Source organism: Halomonas sp. GFAJ-1 (genome assembly GCA_002966495.1).
Taxonomy (GTDB): Bacteria; Pseudomonadota; Gammaproteobacteria; order Pseudomonadales; family Halomonadaceae; genus Vreelandella.
The window spans coordinates 303,520-320,545 of the sequence record CP016490.1 but is presented as its reverse complement, the minus strand read 5'-3'; the positions used below and the strand labels follow the sequence as shown (position 1 = coordinate 320,545).

The window sequence follows — 17,026 nt, the reverse complement described above, 5'->3', positions numbered from 1 at the left end:
AAGAAAAACAGCGACGTACTATGAGTGATAGAAGTGCTTCTGCGCTTATTTAGAATGGCTTGCGGCGCTGCAACATAGCTTACAGTCCAAGCCATTTGTCATATCAGGGAGGTAGTCAATGGCCAATCAAGCCCCCGTCGCCTGGGTAACTGGTGGAACTGGTGGAATCGGAACGGCAATTTGCCGATCATTAGCGGATGCTGGTTATTTGGTCGTGTCGGGGTATCGCAACCCTGATAAGGCTAAAACCTGGCTGGAAACCCAGCAAGCCGATGGTTATAACAACATCGTGTTATCCGGTGTTGATCTTTCCGACCACGATGCTTGCCTAGAAGCGGCTCGCGAGATCCATGATAAACATGGGCCTATTAGCGTGCTGGTTAACTGTGCAGGCATTACCCGTGATGGCACGATGAAAAAGATGTCGTTTGATCAGTGGCATCAGGTCATCGATACGAATCTTAACAGTGTGTTTAACACCTGCCGCAGCGTTATTGAAATGATGCTGGAGCATGGTTACGGACGCATCATCAATATTTCGTCGATTAATGGTCGCAAGGGCCAATTTGGTCAGGTGAATTATGCGGCAGCCAAGGCGGGTATGCATGGGCTTACCATGTCGCTTGCTCAAGAAACGGCGACAAAAGGCATTACGGTAAATACCGTTTCGCCTGGCTACATTGCTACCGACATGATTATGAGTATTCCAGAAAAAGTCCGCGAAGCCATTCGCGAAACAATCCCAGTGAAGCGCTATGGCACGCCAGAAGAAATTGGCCGTTTGGTGACTTTCCTGGCGGATAAAGAGTCTGGTTTTATTACCGGCGCCAACATTGATATCAACGGTGGTCAATTCATGGGCTAAGGAGTAACGCTATCGTTAGAAGTAGCGGTTACTTGAAGGGTAACGTTCAGAAAAGCTAAGGGGACTGACAACGGGAGGCGCTTGCCTCCCGTTGTCGTTATCGTCGCTGCGTTGCAGGCTGCCAGCGCATTAAGGGTGGGGTACGTGCGCTAAACGGCTTAACAGGCTATCAAACTCTTCCACTTCTTTTTCCCAAAGCGTTAGCGGTATTGGGCCTAGCGCAAGCAGTGTTGCCAACACCTCGATAATTTCCTCTGCGCGGCTACGCTCAGTATGTAGCCCTTCGTTTAAGCGCTCTACCTGGATGGCTAGCCGGAGCGGTTCATCGCGCTGTTTAACGCTACCTAGCGCTAAAAGCGAAAGATGTACGCGCAAGCGGGCAAGGTCATCTTCCAGCGCGGCTAATTGCGCTTGAGAGGGCGGTGCAGAGGTGGCTCGCCGTGATTGATTGCGCTGTTGATGGGCGCCAGCAAAGATGGCGGGCAGCTCAGTGCTGAGCAGCGAAGGGGCATCTACATCCTCTGCGGTTTCACCTGCTAGCGCCTGCTGGTCGGCGGTTAGGTGTGCTTTCACCAGCGGGAGCAGGGCTTGCCACTGCTGCACAGTAGCCGCTACGGCAAGGCGACCTAAACGCTCACGCCTGGCGCGCACAATACCGCTTAAACGCCGCTGCATACCATCAGTACGGCGATTGCGGGGCAGTGGCTCAAGCTGGCTGGCGCGTTTGAGATAATCCTCCAGGGTGTCGGCTTCGTCGGCATGGGCGGGTTGCCAGCTGTCCATTTGATCAATCAGCGTTTGCATATCATCCAGCTGCTGTTGCTGGCGTGCCGCTTGTTCGTTCTTATGAGCATCGCGCTGGGCAAATAGCTGGTCGCAGGCGTGGCGGAACGTTTTCCAGAGTGCCTGTTCTTCGCCTTTAGGGGCGCGGCCCAGTTGACGCCACTGCTGCTGAAGCTGCTTGGTTTGAATAATGCGTTTCGCCAGCGGTTGTTCGCTATCGTTTTGCAGTGCCTGCACTTGCTCAATTAGGGCGTGCTTCTGCAGGCCAATGTGCTCGGCGCGCTGGTCAATAAGACGCTGTAAGCGATGCCGGATTTTAGCAAAGCGTTGGCCTACGGCTTCGGACTGTTCCCGGGGGACAGGGCTGTAATCGCGCCATTGATGGCGGGCCTTGTCCCTAATTTCCCGTAGTACATCGGGGTCAGCGTCTTGGGCGGGTTGGTCTAGCAGGGTTTCCAGCTGTTCGCAGAGTGCTTCACGGCTACGCAGGTTGGTTTCTCGTAGGTGGGTAAGCTGCTCGCGCCATGGCGTCAGGCGTTCGTGAATGCGGTCAGAGGCAGCGCGAAAGCGTGCAGACTGTTCACGGTTTGCAGCGGCGTCGCCGAGTGACTTCCACTCTTTCACAAGCTGGCGGTGGTGACGGTCCAGGGCCTCTTCGGCCATGTGCTGGTCGTCTGCAAGGGCTTCAATGCTGGCGCAGAGCTGTTCACGCTTGGGGCCTGCTACAAAGCCTCGCCAGTCGCGAAGCTCGGCTAACCGAGCGCCAAGCTGCTTTAGGCGCGCTCTGTGCGGTTTGGCGTCGTCTGTGGTCAGCGCTTCTAAGGATGGTTTTAGGCGTTGATGCAAACGGCTGGCGCTTTTAAACGCGCCTCGCTCAAGTAGGTGTTCAAGGTTATCAAGCTCAGCGTTAAGGGCGCTAAGCGAGGGCGCGCGGTGCTGTTCCGCGGAGGCTTCCGCCACTAGCGATGCTTGCGCGCGCTTTAGCAGGGCTGGTGGTGCAAGCTCCTTTGGCCAGGCGCATTGGTTAACAATCGCCGTAATGCTGGGGTGGTCGTGGAGTGAGACAGCGCTTTCAAGCGCGCTGGCGTTCTCTTGCCAGCGCTGCCATGCGTCCATGAGCTGTTCATAGCGGGCAAGCGCCTGGGTATAGCGCTTTTGAATAGGGTCGCTAGGCGGGTGTAGGTCTGAGAGCGACTGCCAGCGCTGGCTAAGCAGTTGGCGTTGGGCACGCAGGCTGTCTATATCCTGCGCGGTGACTTCGCTGGATTGGTGTAAGCCTTCGAGGGTCTCTTCTAGACCTTCTAGCAGTTGGTCGCGCGTATTTTCGGCCTCGGCCCGGCGCGCAAGGCTTTGCTGGCGTGCCTGCTCTTGCGTCTCATGGTCATGCAGCGTTTTACGACAGCCGAGCAGGGCTTGATGAAAGCGCTGCTCCTGCTCGATGCTAGGTGGGTGCTCCAAGTGTTGCCACTCTCGCTCCAAGTGCCTGAAACGCCCGCCATACAGCGGCTCCCAAGGCGCTTGGGCATGCTTTTCTAGCTGCTGAAGCAGCTGCTCTCGTTGGTTTTGCTGCTCGGCAAGCCACTCAGCATTATTACGGGACTGGGTGAGTTTTTCCCGCGCCAAGCGCATTACCTGGCGGTCCCGCCGCGCTTCTTTGAGTAGTCGCTTGAGGTTGTCTTCGTTTTCAATGCGCTGGGCTGCCTGATGACGTACAGCCGCTACGCCGTTATGGCACGCTTGGTGCGTTAAATCTTGCTCGTCACTCAGCTGTGCAAGGGCCGTGAGGCGTAGATCGAGATTGTCACCTTTCAGGGCAATTGCGTTGAGCAGCCGAGGCTCTGACAGCTCTGTTACCAGGGCTTGACGTTGATGTAAGTCAGCGTGCCCTTCAGCGCCGGTTAAGCGTTGGCAGGCAGCGTTAAACCATGCCTCATCCTGGGGATGCTTGGCGTAGCCGCTCACCAAGCCTTGAATATCATCAAGGGCTAACAGGGCGGCGAGCTGTATCTCGCTATCACTATCTTGCGCTAAGGCATGTAATGCATCGCGCTGCGTTGGTTGTTGTGGGTCTAGCTGGTCGAGTGCCTTAAGACGCACCTCGGAATTGGGGTGCTTCCACCGAGGAGCGAACAGGCGTCTTAACAGTCCGTGCATGGATCATCCTGATGAGAGGTGCGTAGCGTGAAAAAAATCAGTCGTCGGTGCCTATGCGGTTGCAGTCACCGGCGCTGTCGCTTAGCTTTGCTATATGCGCTGTGGTTCATGATGGATCTTTACAACGCAAAGCGCGAGATTGGGCTACCTTAATCTTACCTGAACATGACTTGGAGTTCGGCCATGAGCCTCAACGCCGATAGCGCAGACATAGCCTTCACCTTCAAGGGCGGTATGCTGCCGATGACCGTCATGGAGCTAAGCAGTGCTGACCCGGAACGTATACGGCGTCAGCTTGCTGGCAAATTGTCGCAATCCCCCGCGTTCTTTCAGCATACACCGGTTGTGCTGAGCGTGGAAAAACTCGATGAACCGCATTTGGCGCTAGAGCGTATATGCGCGGTATGTCGTGACCACAAGCTCTTGCCTGTTGCGGTGCGTGGTGGTGCCGAGCCTGTGCGCCAGTCCGCCTGGGCGCTTGGCCTTGGTTGGTTTGCGCCGGTAGAAGAAGGCCGTGCGAGAATATTAGAAAGCGTTAGCCGGATGATAGAGCCTGACGTGGCGGCCGAAACGGCTGCTGCAGAACAGGAAATACCGGACGGTGCTACGGTGGCGACACGCCTTTACCGTGGCACGGTGCGCTCGGGCCAGCAGGTGAGCGCGGCTGAGGGTGACCTGGTGGTGATTGGGGCGGTCAATGCGGGCGCTGAAGTGCTCGCGGCGGGCAGTATTCATGTGTACGGAGCGCTGCGTGGCCGTGCATTAGCAGGTATTCATGGTAATACCCATGCAGGCATTTACTGCCGCGAACTTGAAGCCGAGCTGCTGTCCGTTGCCGGTAATTATAAGCGGCTAGAAGATATTGACTCCCAATTGCTTGGCCATGGGGTAGAAGTACATTTTATAAAAGAGCAGCTTGAGATTAAACCGCTGGGTTAAGTCATCTGCATGAGCGTACGTTGGTGCTTCATGCCTAGCGACGGCACACGCGCTATCCGTTACAGTGTGTCCTGTTGATGACATTGACGTGCTCGTTATGTGCAGGACAATATTTGAAATGCGTCCGCGATATACGACTTCAAGAAGGAAGTGACTCTTGGCCAAAATTATTGTAGTGACCTCAGGTAAAGGGGGGGTCGGTAAAACTACCAGTGCAGCCGCTATCTCGACCGGGCTTGCGTTGCGTGGCAAAAAAACGGTGGTGATTGATTTTGACGTTGGGCTGCGTAATCTCGATTTAATAATGGGTTGCGAGCGCCGGGTGGTTTACGACCTGGTAAACGTTATTCAGGGCGAGGCAGGCCTTAATCAGGCGCTGATTCGCGATAAGCGGGTAGAAAACCTATTTATTCTGCCTGCTTCACAAACCCGTGATAAAGATGCCCTCACTCAAGAGGGTGTTGAGCGGATACTAGAGCAGTTGAAACAGGACTTTGATTTCATTCTGTGCGATTCGCCCGCCGGTATTGAGCGCGGTGCCCAGCTAGCGATGTACTTCGCGGATGAAGCGATTGTAGTGACCAACCCTGAAGTATCGTCGGTGCGTGACTCAGACCGTATTTTAGGTCTGTTAGGCTCTAAAACTCAGCGTGCTGAACAGAGCCTGGACCCGGTTAAAGAGCATCTGCTTATTACGCGCTACAACCCATCGCGGGTGACCTCTGGGGACATGCTTACCCTGGAAGATATTCGCGAAATTCTTGCTATTGATTTGCTTGGCTTGATTCCTGAGTCGGAGGCAGTGCTGCGCGCTTCCAACCAAGGTGTGCCGGTGACCCACGATGCATTAAGCGACGCCGGTCAAGCGTATACAGACACCGTCTCGCGTTTGCTTGGTGAAGAGATACCGCTGCGTTTCCATGAGTTGCAACGCAAAGGTCTACTTAGCCGCATGTTTGGGGGTAGTCGTCGATGAAACTGTTGGAGTTCTTGAAGCGTGAGCGCAAGAAGTCCGCCTCGGTGGCCAAAGAACGTTTACAAATCATCGTGGCGCATCAGCGTAGCCAGCGTGGTCAACCTGACTACATGCCGATGCTTGAGCGCGAGCTGCTAGAAGTGATCCGTCGTTATGTCCACGTGGACGATAATGCCATTCAAATTTCGCTGGATAGCGAAGACAACTGCTCAGTGCTTGAGCTGAACGTGACGCTGCCAAAAAGCTAGGTTTGGATAGTGGCAAGAAGGTGTCGCGTTAATTGTATAAGAGGTTGGCAGAGGAAAGGTTTTGGCGCATAAGTGCGCAGTGCGGCGGAGCGGCGCGATGGGCTGCGGTTGTGCTAGGCTTGGGTTTTTCATTGCTCAGCGGAGTGCTTCGTCATGGCGCCACCCAATGCTGCCCCTGTCAGCTTTCTTTGGCATGATTATGAGACATTTGGGGCCGACCCTCGTCGTGATCGGCCTGCCCAGTTTGCCGCGCTGCGCACCGATGCTGAGCTGAATGAAATCAGCGAGCCGATTGAGCTCTACTGTAAGCCTGCCGATGACTATCTGCCACATCCGGCTGCCTGCCTGATTACCGGTATTACGCCTCAAAAAGCTCAGCGTAAAGGCCTTCCTGAGGCTGAGTTTGCCACACAGGTTCAAGGCCACATGAGTGAGCCGGGCACCTGCGTGGTGGGCTATAACAGCCTGCGCTTTGATGATGAAGTCTCCCGCCACCTGTTTTATCGTAACCTGCTTGACCCTTACGCACGCGAATGGCAAAACGGCAACTCCCGTTGGGATTTGATCGATGTGGTACGCGCCTTTTATGCGTTGCGTCCTGCAGGCATCGAGTGGCCACTAAGGGATGATGGCGCGCCCAGCTTTAAACTAGAGCACTTAACCGCTGCTAATGGCATTGCCCATGAAGGTGCCCATGATGCGGTGGCCGATGTGCGTGCGACCATTGCCTTGGCGCGATTGTTAAAAGCGCGTAACCCCAAGCTGTTTGATTATTTACTTGGGCTTAGGGGCAAGCGTGCTGTGGCTAACCAGCTTGACTTGCCCAGCGCCAAACCTCTGTTACATATTTCTCGTCGCTACCCCGCCAGCCGTGGCTGCAGTGCGTTGGTAATGCCGCTGGCCGAGCACCCCACCAACCCTAATGGCGTGATTGTTTACGACTTGAGCGTTGACCCGAGTGAGTTGCTTTCAATGAGTGCTGAGCAGATTCGTGAGCGGGTGTTTGTTAGTAAGCAGGATCTCTCTGAGGGTGAAACGCGCATTCCGCTGAAGGTCATTCATATCAACCGCTGCCCGGTGGTATTTCCCGCAACGGCATTAAAAGATGTGGAAGGCCCGCATAAAGGTGAGTATGGCGTCATTGTCGAGCGGTTAGGGCTGGATGTAGATGCTTGTCGCCGTCACTGGAAAACCCTTCGCGACGCCAGCGGCGTGGCGCATAAAGTGGCTGAGGTGTTTAATTCGGCTTATGAGGACACGCCGCACGACCCCGACCTAATGCTCTATTCAGGCAGCTTCTTCTCTGCTGCCGACCGCCAGCAGATGGAGCGTGTTAGGGCTATGGAGCCTTGGGACTTAGTGGGGCAGCGCTTTGCCTTCCAAGATCCGCGCTTGGAAGAGATGCTGTTTCGCTACCGTGCGCGCAGCTACCCGGAAACCTTAGAGGGCGAAGAGCGGGAGCAGTGGGAGGCTTTTCGTTGGACGCGCATCAACGACCCGGTTATTGCGGGCTTTACGCTGAAAGCCTTTGCCCGGGAAATTGAGCGTTACAACCAGCAGTCGCTGACAGATCGCGAGCGCCAGGTATTAGAAGAGCTGGTGATGTACGTTGAAGCAATGATGCCAGCCCAGGCATTTGATGCCTGAGCTGGCAGGGTCATTGCTTAATCAGTCGTGGTGGTGGGGACGTCGGCTGTTTTAGCTAAAGGGCTAAGCGCTTCGCGATAGGCGTTAATGTCACTTGGTTCATCGCCTGGGTTAAAGCGAACATCCAACTGCTGCGATAGCAAAGAGGGCCATAGCGCTTGAAGCTCCTCGGCGCTCACCTCTAAAGCGAGGGCTGCTAGCTGCTCGCGGCGGTCGAAGCGCACCTCTTCCAGTGCGGTTGCCTGCCAGAAACGATTGGCCATCCCTTGTAAGCTGGTGTCCCGCTGGCGCAGCCGGTCATGAACCGCCTGGCGGTGGGGGGCCAGCGCTTCATCGGTGAGCAGTGCCAGCCGCTCACCCGCCATGTCCATAAAGGCATCCATGCGTTCGGCTATGGTCGCGCTGTCGACATCAGGCGACTGCACGACAAGGGCTAGGCCGGGTGCTTCAAGTAGCGGCAAATAGCCCGCATTGACGATATAGCCCAGCTGCTCCTCGGTACGCAGCTGCTGATAGAACGGTGTGTCCAGCCACTGCGCCAAAACGCTAATCATGGCTTGTTCTTCAACGGTTTGGTTGCGTCCTTGGAAGTAACGCATTACCAGCGACTCTTCCCGGTTGCTGTGGGGATGCAGGACGCTTGCCTCATCACTCACGGCTAACGGCGTTAGTTCGCGAATGTCGTCGCGGGTTAAGCGAGGCGTAAGTGCATCGCGTATCACGCTTGCCTGTTCGCTTGCCAGGGTTGCGTCAAGATTGCCAATCGCCATTGCATCTACGTACAGGTCTTTCAAGAAACGTTGACGAAAGTCTTCTAAGTGCTGGCGCTCCATGCGTTGGCTAGCGTTAAGTAGCTCAACGCTTGACCACTGCGGGGTAAGGAGCGCTTCCCCTAGGGTGCGGCTGGCTTGCCCGTATAGCGATGCTTGAGGCGCATTGCGCCATTCGCGCTGAAGCTGGTAGCGCACGCGCTCAAACTCGCTGGGCGAGATATGGGCGGTTTTCAGCTGCTCAATCGCTTGCTCAATGAGTGGCGTTTGGCCATCACGCCAGCCAGAAAACGACAGCGTAATGCCCCGAGCATGGGGGTAGGCGCTAAACGCTTGCCCGGCAAGCCAAGCAGGGTAAAGCGATTCGTTTAAGCTGTCATTCAGCCAGCTTGCCAGTAGGCGGTTAAGCACGGCCTCTTCTGCAGAGTAGCTGGCGCTAGGATGCTGCAGGCTGACCCGCCACTCAACGCTTGGGGTGTTAAAGCGGGCGTCCTGCATATGCCACGCGGTAAATGTTGAGGTATCTACCAATACGCTGGGCCGCTCATCTTGCCCCGACAGCAGCGTTAAGTCGTTGGCAATAAAGGGGTTGGGTTCTGGTAGCGCTAAACCGCTCAATGCTTGGCCTTGCCGGTTGGGAAGCGCTTCCCGCCACTGGGTGTTAAACCAGGGAGAAACCGTCTCGCTCTCAACGTCTGGCGCTGAGTAGAAGCGCAGCATGTTGTCAGGGGTAAGCGCGTCTAGATAGACCTGTTGACGCTCACTATCCATGCCGTCCATACGGTAGGGTGCGTACTGTACGTCTTCCACTGGGTAGCGAGAGAGGCTCATTGCTAAACGCATGGCTTCCTGCTGTGGCGCACCGTGTTGCTGGAAACGAAAGGCTTGTTCGCTAAGGCTTTTTTGTTCGTCGTAACGCCAGCTATCTATTCCCTCTTCGCGGATCTGTTCAATAGCAGCAAAAAGGGTGGCTTCAATATCATCCAGCCGCTCAGCGCCGGAGGGCGTCAGGCTGATGGAAATGGTAAATAATGCTTCGTTGCCATCGCCTCGGCCAACCCCTGCTGAAAGTGCATCAGCCAAGCCAGCTTCTCGCAGCACCGCAAGGAGGCTGCCTTCACCTTCATCGCCCAGTAGGTGGGAGATTAGTTGGGTCGGTTTAGTGCGGTACTCCTCGGTGGGGTCGGGGACCGGGAAGTAAAAGCGCAATTGACGGCGATCCTGCAGCGACTGACGCTCAATATAGCGGGGTAGGGTGTCGGCATCCACCAGCGGGACATCAATGGTCGGCACGCTAAGCCCGTTATCTGGGATGTCTGCAAACCGCTCAACAACCCACTCTTCAAGGGTGTCCAGCGACTGAGGTGCCACGACGGCCAAGTTCATTACATTGGCGTCATAATGGCGATGGTAAAAGTCGATGACCCGCTCCCGCAACGTTGCCTCGCCTTCGGGCGGGTTCGCTAGGGTGTCGCGGCTACCAACGGCAAAGCCAGTGGTGGGGTTGTCAGGGTTTAGTAGCTGGTTCAGGACATCGTTTTCACGGCGCGACTCATCACGGATGCGCGCCATGTACTCCGAGTGAACAATATTTCGTTCGCTCTCTAACTTGTCGGCATTGAATAGCGGCGATAGAAAGAACTCGCTAAAACGATCTAGCGCGCCCGGCAGTGCAGAGGGCTCTATGTCGAAAAAGTAGTTAGTGTCCTGTTGGGCAGTAAACGCATTGTGGGCGCCGGCGTTATCCGAAATATAGCGCTGGTAGGCGTCTGATTCGGGGTAGGTCTCGGTGCCCAGAAATAGCATGTGCTCTAGAAAATGAGCCAGGCCTTGTAAATCGTCGGGGTCCTGAGCACTGCCTACGCGTACGTTCATAGAGGCAGCCGCTTTATCGGTGTCAGGATCGCTAACCAGCAAGGCTTGAAGACCGTTTTCCAGGGTGAGTACCCGGTAGTCACGGCTATCAAATGGGCTAACGGTCGGTGTAGTGACGTCAGCGATTGGCGTCTCTTCGGCAAAAGCGCTCGGTGTCCACCACGCGATACTGGCGGCGATGCCAATGGCGGCCTGCTGGGCAAAAGGTGGGGCGAACATTTTATAAGGTCGCAACATTAAAGCTCCTGTGACACAGCCCAGCGCAGCATCGGCCCAGTAGGATGGGCGCAGGACGATGACTGATAGGCAGGGTTATTGACATGTTTTGATACCGGAAAAGCGCCTAACAGTTCCAAGGGCGCGGGCACTAATTGTGCTTTAAGGTCGGCTAGTGGTGTTGCTGGGTCTAGCCAGCTTGTTAACGCTTCCGGAGCAATGACCACCGGTAATCGATCAGTAAGTGAGGACAAGCAGGCGTTAGCTGGCACGCTGATCAACGCCGTAGAGTCGGTAAACGTGGTTAGCGTGGTGTGATAGCGGCACCAAAGCGCGCCAAGTAACAGGGGGGTGCGAGCCACGTGAGTGACCAAGTAGGGCTGCTTGCTTCGCGGCTGCGTTTTCCAAACGTAAAAACCGCTGACGGGTATCACACAGCGCCGAGCGCTAAAGGCGTCGTTAAACATGGCGCGTGACGTCAGTGTTTCGGCGCGTGCGCAGTGGGGGGCGTGATCAAGTACCTTCAGCCAAGGGGGGGTCAGTCCCCAAAACAGCGGTTGTAATTGATACCTGCCCTGCTCAAGACGAAGTGCCGACACAGGTTGGCGTGGCGACAAGTTAGGCGACTCAATCAGCGCTTCTGCGTTGCCAAGGGATGGCACTAGGTTTGAAAGAGATAGGCGTTGCACGTGTAGGCGTCCCGTCATGCCTGTCTCCTTATGTGAAATGGCCAGAAAAGTGTGGGGAGGCGGGTGCGAGAAGAATACGGTAATTGTAGCGTTTTAGTGTCGAAAACAGTGTTCGATATAAGGTATCCTATATCACCCCTTGCTCACGCTAAAGCGCGATGAGGCATTCTTCCTGTTTGCCGTTGACCTTAAGAGATCGCCATGGCCCGTCCTAGACAGCATGCGCCCGATGCCCTCCATGCGCAGGTCATGTACGCTTGTGATGAGTGGTTGGCTAACCAGCCAGTCCATGGTTTGTCACTGCGTGCCTTGGCCCGAGACGTGGGCTGCGCGCCCAGTACGCTGCTAAAACTGTATGGCAGCTTTAACAACTTACTGCAGCACGTCAATGTCGAAACGCTTGCACGGTTGCAGCATACCATTACTAGCCTGCCAGCAGATGACCCTGAGCCTTGGCTGCGCTCACTGGCGCTTGCCTATTGGCACTTTGCGGAGCAAGACTGCTACCGCTGGCAACTGCTGTTTGACTATCCCCTGGCTCAAGAAGGCGAGTTGGATCAGCGTCAAAGCGACTTAATCGAAGCGCTTTTTACCCAGGTTGAAACGTCGTTAAAGCAGTATCAACCCGCGCTGGATGATCTGGAAGCACGTCGCCTGGGGCGTACCCTTTGGGGCAGTGTTCATGGGTTGGTGCAGCTGGGCTTAAACGAGCGGTTAGGCTACTGGCAGGGGCAGCAGCTCAAAGTAGATGAGTTGCTGGATCAGTTAATGAGTACTGTGCTAGCAGGCTTACGCCATCGGGAGGCGGCGACGTGACATGGCTGGTTAAATGTGTCCGCTATATCCTGCGTAGCGCTATCTATATAGCCATGCGCCTTTGCTATCGGCTTAGCATTCACGGTCGTCACCACTTGCCCAAAAAGGGCGCCGCGCTGGTGGTTTGTAATCACGTTAGCTTTATGGATGCGCTGGTATTAGGCGGTGCTAGCCCTAGGCCGCTGCGGTTTGTGATGGATCAGCCTATTTTCGACTCCCGCTGGCTTAAGTGGTGGTTCCAGCTGGTAGGCGCGATTCCTATCGAGTCTGAGCGGCATAGTCCTGGGGCGCTGCGTCGTGCGCTGGATGATGTCAGTAGCGCGCTACGCCAAGGTGAAATTGTGATGGTCTTCCCAGAGGGGCGCCTTACCCCTGATGGTGATATTCACACGTTTCGTCGTGGGCTTGAAACCATTTTGGCCCGGGATAATGTGCCTGTTATTCCTGCTGGTATTGCAGGGCTATGGGGATCTTGGACATCGCATTATGGCGGCAAAGCGCTTAAAAAGTGGCCTGCCCGCTTCCGTGCGCCGGTCAGCCTCCACTTTGGCCCCCCGGTCATGGCCCAAGAGGCAGAAGAAATTGCCCTACGGCGCTTTTTGGAGGCTCGGGTACGGGCACTTAAAGCGGCTGGCGATAATGAAATTGCCCACCGTTAGTGTAGGTGGGCATGTGAAAGCTGAGTGCTAGCGGCGTGGTAGGCGCTGTTTTTGCCAGCAGCGTGCCGACGTAATCAGGTTGTCGCGAATTTCAAGAATTTCCATACGCGTATTGCCAATTTGTAGGCTAGCAGGCCCCTCTGGAAACGCCTCTAAATGCTCTAAAATTAAACCATTTAGCGTTTTAGGGCCGTCGGTAGGTAGCTGCCAGCCAAGCATCTTGTTGATGTCGCGGATGTTAGCGGTGCCTTCGATAACATGGCTGCCATCATCCTGCTGATGAATCTCTTCATCTTCTGATACGTCGGTGGTGAACTCGCCAACGATCTCTTCAAGAATATCCTCTAGTGTCACCAATCCTTCCACATCGCCGTACTCATCGACCACGATGCCAATACGGCGCTTCTGTTTTTGGAAGTTAAGCAGCTGAGTGTGTAGTGGCGTCGACTCGGGAATGAAGTACGGTTCGCGGGCCTCTTGCACGATGGCTGCTTTAGTAACTTCGCTACGCGATAAAAAACGTGCGGCATTACGCAAATGCAGCATGCCAATGATGTTGTTGATATCACCTTTGTAGACTGGCAAGCGGGTATGCTGGCTGGTACGGATCTGGGTCAGAATATCTTCAAGCGAGTCGTCTAGGTCGATACCCAGCACTTCGTGGCGTGGTACCAAAATATCGTTAACGGTGACGTTCTCAAGATCGAGTATCGATAGCAGCATAGCCCGGTGGCGGTATGGGATTAGCGTGCCAGCCTCGTGAACCACCGTGCGCAGCTCGTCGCGGGTTAGGCTGTCGCCGCCGTTCTCAACGCTTTTAACCCCCACCAGGCGTAGTAGGCCATTGGAAATTACGTTCACCAGCCAGACAAGCGGATAAAGCAGTTTGAGCAACGGCTTTAGTGCGACCGATGCCGGATAGGCAATGCGCTCGGGTTTTATGGCGGCGTAGGTTTTTGGCGTCACTTCAGCAAAGATAAGAATCGTGATTGTGAGTAGTGCGGTAGAGATGGCGGGGCCTGATACATCGCCAAAAAAGTGGATGGCAATAATAGTCGCGATAGAGGCGGCTAAATTATTAACAAAGTTATTGCCAATCAGGATAACGCCAATTAATCGGTCTGGACGCGAGAGCAGTCGTAAAACCCGCTTTGCGCGACGGTCGCCACTGTTGGCCTGATGGCTCAGGCGGTAGCGGTTTATCGACATCATGCCTGTTTCAGAACTGGAGAAGAAGGCAGACAGCAGTATCAAGATAGCTAGCAGGCCGAACAGTAACCCCAGAGGGAAGTCGTCGCTCAAGTCGAAAGTTCCTTTGTGGCGTATCAGGCTCGTTGTGTAGAAGTAAGGCGGTAGCGTGCCATGCGCATGTCACTAGAAGAACGCATCGTTAAGCTATCAGGCTTAACGGTTAAGTAAAATTTCCAATACAAATTTACTGCCAAAATAAGCCAGTATCAGTAGGCCGCAACCGCCTAATGTCCAACGTACGGCACGCATGCCACGCCAGCCAAAACGATAGCGCCCCACCAGCAGCGTAGTGAAAATAATCCAAGCACCCAGCGAAAGAACCGTTTTATGCGCTAAGTGCTGGGCAAAAAAGTTATCGAGGAAAATTAGCCCGCTGGCGATCGAGAGCGTGAGTAGCAAAATGCCTGCCCAGACCAGCTCAAACAGCACCCGCTCCATGGTGGTAAGCGGTGGTAATGACTGTACGATGCCGCGAATATGGTGATGGCGCAGTGCTTGATTTTGCAAGCCGACAAGCACCGCCTGAACCGCGGCAATTGCGAGTATTGCAAAGGCCAGTGCAGAGCTCACCGCATGTAGCAAGATGCCGGGCGTTAGGCCGCTCTGGCTGCCTTGGCTGGGGAGCCAAGTGGCCACAATTAGCGCAATACCCGCCAGGGGGAAGAGTACAATGCCGGCGTTTAGCACCGGCTTAAATAGGCTGGCGACCAGTACCACGTTAACCGCCACGGCCATTAGCAGCGTGGCGCTCGTGGTAAAGCCAGGCAGAAGCCCTGGCGCCGCACCCACCAGCTTCACCACGACCGGGATGTGCAGTAAGAGCCCCAGTGCGCCCAGTAAGCGCACCATGCCCTGCCGAGGGGGCACCCGGCGAAAAAGAGTCATGCCCTGCCAAATAGCAGCGGCAACATAAACAACAAAAGCTATCGTGGCGAAAGGGAGCGCCTGCATGATGCTATCCGTGCGCCTTGCAGCGCGTTGCTGTGAAAATCGATCAACTCAATAACTACTGCCTACTATAACTAATCACAGCGGCGCCGCACAGCCATGGATAGCCAACGCTATCACCATGGAGACTCGCGGCCTGAGCGCGTATAATCGTTACCCACATTCGTCCGGTGAATCCGCCCGGCGACAGCGACGGAGGCAGAGGCCCCATGTTTCAGAATCTGAGCGAGCGTCTTTCCCAGACGCTGAAGTCGATTAAAGGCCAGGCACGGCTGACCGACGATAATATTAAAGATACCTTGCGCGAAGTGCGTAAAGCGCTTCTAGAGGCGGACGTTGCACTGCCGGTGGTGAAGGCGTTTATCGAGCGCGTGCGCGAGCGTGCGGTGGGACAAGAAGTTTCTAAGAGCCTTTCGCCTGGGCAGCAGTTTGTCAAAATCGTCCAGCAAGAGCTGGAAGCGATTATGGGCGAGGCCAACGAAGGCCTCACGCTAAAAGGCTCGCCAGCGGTTGTGCTGATGGCTGGTTTGCAGGGCGCAGGTAAAACCACCTCTGTTGCCAAGTTGGCCCGCTACCTGCGCGAGCGCGAGAAGAAAAAAGTGCTGGTGGTCTCTGCTGACGTGTATCGTCCGGCGGCGATCGATCAGCTAGAAACGCTAGCCAAAGAGGTCGAGGTTGATTTCTTCCCCTCGCGCTCTGATCAAAAGCCCGTTGATATTGCCACGGCGGCCATTAAGCACGCCAAAATTCAGTTCCACGATGTGGTGCTGGTGGATACGGCCGGGCGGCTAGCCATTGATGAAGCCATGATGGCCGAGATCCAGGCACTGCATAAAGAGATCTCACCTCAGGAAACGCTGTTCGTCGTCGATGCGATGACCGGCCAGGATGCGGTGAATACCGCCAAAGCGTTTAACGAAGCGCTGCCGCTGACCGGGGTAATCCTCACTAAGGCCGACGGTGACGCCCGTGGCGGTGCCGCGCTCTCGGTGCGTCATGTTACTGGCAAGCCGATTAAATTTATGGGTGTTGGCGAGAAGGTCGACGCCCTTGAGCCTTTCCACCCGGATCGCGTGGCCTCGCGGATTCTGGGCATGGGCGACATGCTGTCGCTTATTGAAGAAGCTGAACGTACAGTAGATAAGGATAAAGCCGCAAAGCTTGCCAAGAAGGTTAAAAAAGGCGACGGCTTTGACCTTGAGGACTTCCGCGACCAGCTCCAGCAGCTCAAGAAGATGGGCGGTATGGGTGGCCTGCTAGGCAAGTTGCCCGGAATGGGGCAAATGGCCGAGATGGCCCAGGGGCCAGGCCCGGAAAAAGAGCTGGGTAAGCTTGAGGCATTGATTAATTCCATGACGCCGAAAGAGCGTCGTGCGCCCGATATCATCAACGGCTCTCGCAAACGGCGTATTGCAGCGGGTGCCGGTCTTCAAGTGCCTGATTTAAACCGTCTGCTGAAGCAGCACAAGCAAATGCAGAAAATGATGAAGAAGGCGGGCAAGAAGGGCGGCATGCAGAAAATGATGCGGGGTATGTCCGGCATGATGGGCGGTGGTGGCCCCGGCGGTCCCGGTGGCCCTGGTGGTATGGGCGGCATGGGTGGCCCAGGCGGGTTACCTTGGCGCTAAGCCGCTGAGCGTTGTCAATGAAGGCTTGGTAAGGTTGACGGCCTGAGAGTTTTCTGGCTGTCAGGCTTTCCAAGCCGGGCGCATTTGCGTAGAATGCGGCCTCTTCATGCGTGGGTGTTGGCATAGCTATGCGTAATTGTAGCCGCGGCACCTTGCATCGAAGTGCTTAAAGTACTCAGTAATCACTAACTTATTGCTGTAAGTGATGACAGTACCCTGAAATCAGCATGATGAGTGTTCTGATAGCGATGTGCGCTATTTCACACTCTCGTAACCTCAACCGAAGGATAGTTATCGTATGGTTACCATTCGTTTGGCACGTGGTGGCGCCAAAAAGCGTCCCTTTTATCACCTGACTGTTACCGACTCTCGCAACGCCCGTGACGGCCGTTTCATCGAGCGTATCGGTTTCTTCAACCCGGTTGCCCGTGGTCAGGAAGAGCGTCTGCGCGTCGATTTAGACCGCGTTACTCACTGGCAGAGCCAAGGCGCCCAGCTATCTGGTCGTGTTGCTGAGCTGGTTAAAGAAGCGCGTAAGCAGGCCTAAGCCTGTTGTTACGTG

The 17,026-nt window shown here is 55.3% G+C and carries 14 protein-coding genes; 9 read left to right on the top strand and 5 right to left on the bottom strand.

Annotated features, from left to right (window positions below):
- Positions 1–118: 118 nt before the first annotated feature.
- On the top strand, positions 119–865 hold the full coding sequence (locus BB497_01430; protein ID AVI61463.1) for a beta-ketoacyl-ACP reductase: 747 nt from the start codon (positions 119–121) through the stop codon (positions 863–865).
- Between the two features lie 129 nt (positions 866–994).
- Here the strand turns inward: BB497_01430 and BB497_01425 are convergent, their stop codons facing one another.
- A complete protein-coding gene (locus BB497_01425) occupies positions 995–3,802 on the bottom strand; it encodes a hypothetical protein (protein ID AVI61462.1) in 2,808 nt (935 codons plus the stop codon).
- Between the two features lie 183 nt (positions 3,803–3,985).
- Between BB497_01425 and BB497_01420 the strand changes: the two genes are divergently transcribed.
- The 4 genes from BB497_01420 (at position 3,986) to BB497_01405 (ending at position 7,612) form a co-directional block, all read left to right on the top strand.
- On the top strand, positions 3,986–4,741 hold the full coding sequence (locus BB497_01420; protein AVI61461.1) for a septum site-determining protein MinC: 756 nt from the start codon (positions 3,986–3,988) through the stop codon (positions 4,739–4,741).
- Between the two features lie 157 nt (positions 4,742–4,898).
- Entirely contained in the window at positions 4,899–5,717 is an 819-nt protein-coding gene (locus BB497_01415) for a septum site-determining protein MinD (GenBank protein ID AVI61460.1), read from the top strand.
- A complete protein-coding gene (locus BB497_01410; protein ID AVI61459.1) occupies positions 5,714–5,965 on the top strand; it encodes a cell division topological specificity factor MinE in 252 nt (83 codons plus the stop codon). Before BB497_01415 ends, BB497_01410 begins: the two co-directional genes overlap by 4 nt.
- A 153-nt stretch (positions 5,966–6,118) precedes the next feature.
- On the top strand, positions 6,119–7,612 hold the full coding sequence (locus tag BB497_01405; GenBank protein ID AVI61458.1) for an exodeoxyribonuclease I: 1,494 nt from the start codon (positions 6,119–6,121) through the stop codon (positions 7,610–7,612).
- A gap of 17 nt (positions 7,613–7,629) precedes the next feature.
- Here the strand turns inward: BB497_01405 and BB497_01400 are convergent, their stop codons facing one another.
- Together BB497_01400 and BB497_01395 are read right to left on the bottom strand one after the other, a co-directional pair.
- On the bottom strand, positions 7,630–10,494 hold the full coding sequence (locus BB497_01400) for a peptidase M16 (GenBank protein AVI61457.1): 2,865 nt from the start codon (positions 10,492–10,494) through the stop codon (positions 7,630–7,632).
- Positions 10,494–11,180, bottom strand: a complete 687-nt coding sequence (locus BB497_01395; protein ID AVI61456.1) for a hypothetical protein — start codon at positions 11,178–11,180, stop codon at positions 10,494–10,496. Before BB497_01395 ends, BB497_01400 begins: the two co-directional genes overlap by 1 nt.
- A gap of 183 nt (positions 11,181–11,363) precedes the next feature.
- Between BB497_01395 and BB497_01390 the strand changes: the two genes are divergently transcribed.
- Entirely contained in the window at positions 11,364–11,978 is a 615-nt protein-coding gene (locus BB497_01390; GenBank protein ID AVI61455.1) for a TetR family transcriptional regulator, read from the top strand.
- A complete protein-coding gene (locus BB497_01385; protein ID AVI61454.1) occupies positions 11,975–12,637 on the top strand; it encodes a glycerol acyltransferase in 663 nt (220 codons plus the stop codon). The genes BB497_01390 and BB497_01385 overlap by 4 nt, the downstream gene beginning before the upstream one ends.
- A 27-nt stretch (positions 12,638–12,664) precedes the next feature.
- On the opposite strand, the gene BB497_01380 is transcribed toward BB497_01385, so the two are convergent.
- Positions 12,665–13,939 carry a magnesium/cobalt efflux protein gene (locus BB497_01380; GenBank protein AVI61453.1) on the bottom strand — a complete coding sequence of 425 codons (1,275 nt, stop codon included), beginning with the start codon at positions 13,937–13,939 and terminating at the stop codon, positions 12,665–12,667.
- Between the two features lie 102 nt (positions 13,940–14,041).
- A complete protein-coding gene (locus tag BB497_01375; GenBank protein ID AVI61452.1) occupies positions 14,042–14,839 on the bottom strand; it encodes a cytochrome C biogenesis protein in 798 nt (265 codons plus the stop codon).
- 206 nt (positions 14,840–15,045) lie between these two features.
- Here BB497_01375 and BB497_01370 point away from each other — a divergent pair, with 206 nt between their 5' ends.
- Both BB497_01370 and BB497_01365 read left to right on the top strand, forming a co-directional pair.
- Positions 15,046–16,464, top strand: coding sequence for a signal recognition particle protein (locus BB497_01370; protein ID AVI61451.1), 1,419 nt, complete (start codon positions 15,046–15,048; stop codon positions 16,462–16,464).
- A gap of 298 nt (positions 16,465–16,762) precedes the next feature.
- Positions 16,763–17,011 (top strand): 30S ribosomal protein S16, encoded by a 249-nt coding sequence (locus BB497_01365; protein ID AVI61450.1) that lies wholly within the window; start codon positions 16,763–16,765, stop codon positions 17,009–17,011.
- Positions 17,012–17,026: the final 15 nt, after the last annotated feature.

Bases quoted from the DNA above. Each gene is read 5' to 3' on its own strand.
- BB497_01430 (AVI61463.1), top strand. From the start codon at position 119: ATGGCCAATCAAGCCCCCGTCGCCTGGGTAACTGGTGGAACTGGTGGA.
- BB497_01425 (AVI61462.1), bottom strand. From the start codon at position 3,802: ATGCACGGACTGTTAAGACGCCTGTTCGCTCCTCGGTGGAAGCACCCC.
- BB497_01420 (AVI61461.1), top strand. From the start codon at position 3,986: ATGAGCCTCAACGCCGATAGCGCAGACATAGCCTTCACCTTCAAGGGC.
- BB497_01410 (AVI61459.1), top strand. From the start codon at position 5,714: ATGAAACTGTTGGAGTTCTTGAAGCGTGAGCGCAAGAAGTCCGCCTCG.
- BB497_01405 (AVI61458.1), top strand. From the start codon at position 6,119: ATGGCGCCACCCAATGCTGCCCCTGTCAGCTTTCTTTGGCATGATTAT.
- BB497_01400 (AVI61457.1), bottom strand. From the start codon at position 10,494: ATGTTGCGACCTTATAAAATGTTCGCCCCACCTTTTGCCCAGCAGGCC.
- BB497_01395 (AVI61456.1), bottom strand. From the start codon at position 11,180: ATGACGGGACGCCTACACGTGCAACGCCTATCTCTTTCAAACCTAGTG.
- BB497_01390 (AVI61455.1), top strand. From the start codon at position 11,364: ATGGCCCGTCCTAGACAGCATGCGCCCGATGCCCTCCATGCGCAGGTC.
- BB497_01375 (AVI61452.1), bottom strand. From the start codon at position 14,839: ATGCAGGCGCTCCCTTTCGCCACGATAGCTTTTGTTGTTTATGTTGCC.
- BB497_01370 (AVI61451.1), top strand. From the start codon at position 15,046: ATGTTTCAGAATCTGAGCGAGCGTCTTTCCCAGACGCTGAAGTCGATT.
- BB497_01365 (AVI61450.1), top strand. From the start codon at position 16,763: ATGGTTACCATTCGTTTGGCACGTGGTGGCGCCAAAAAGCGTCCCTTT.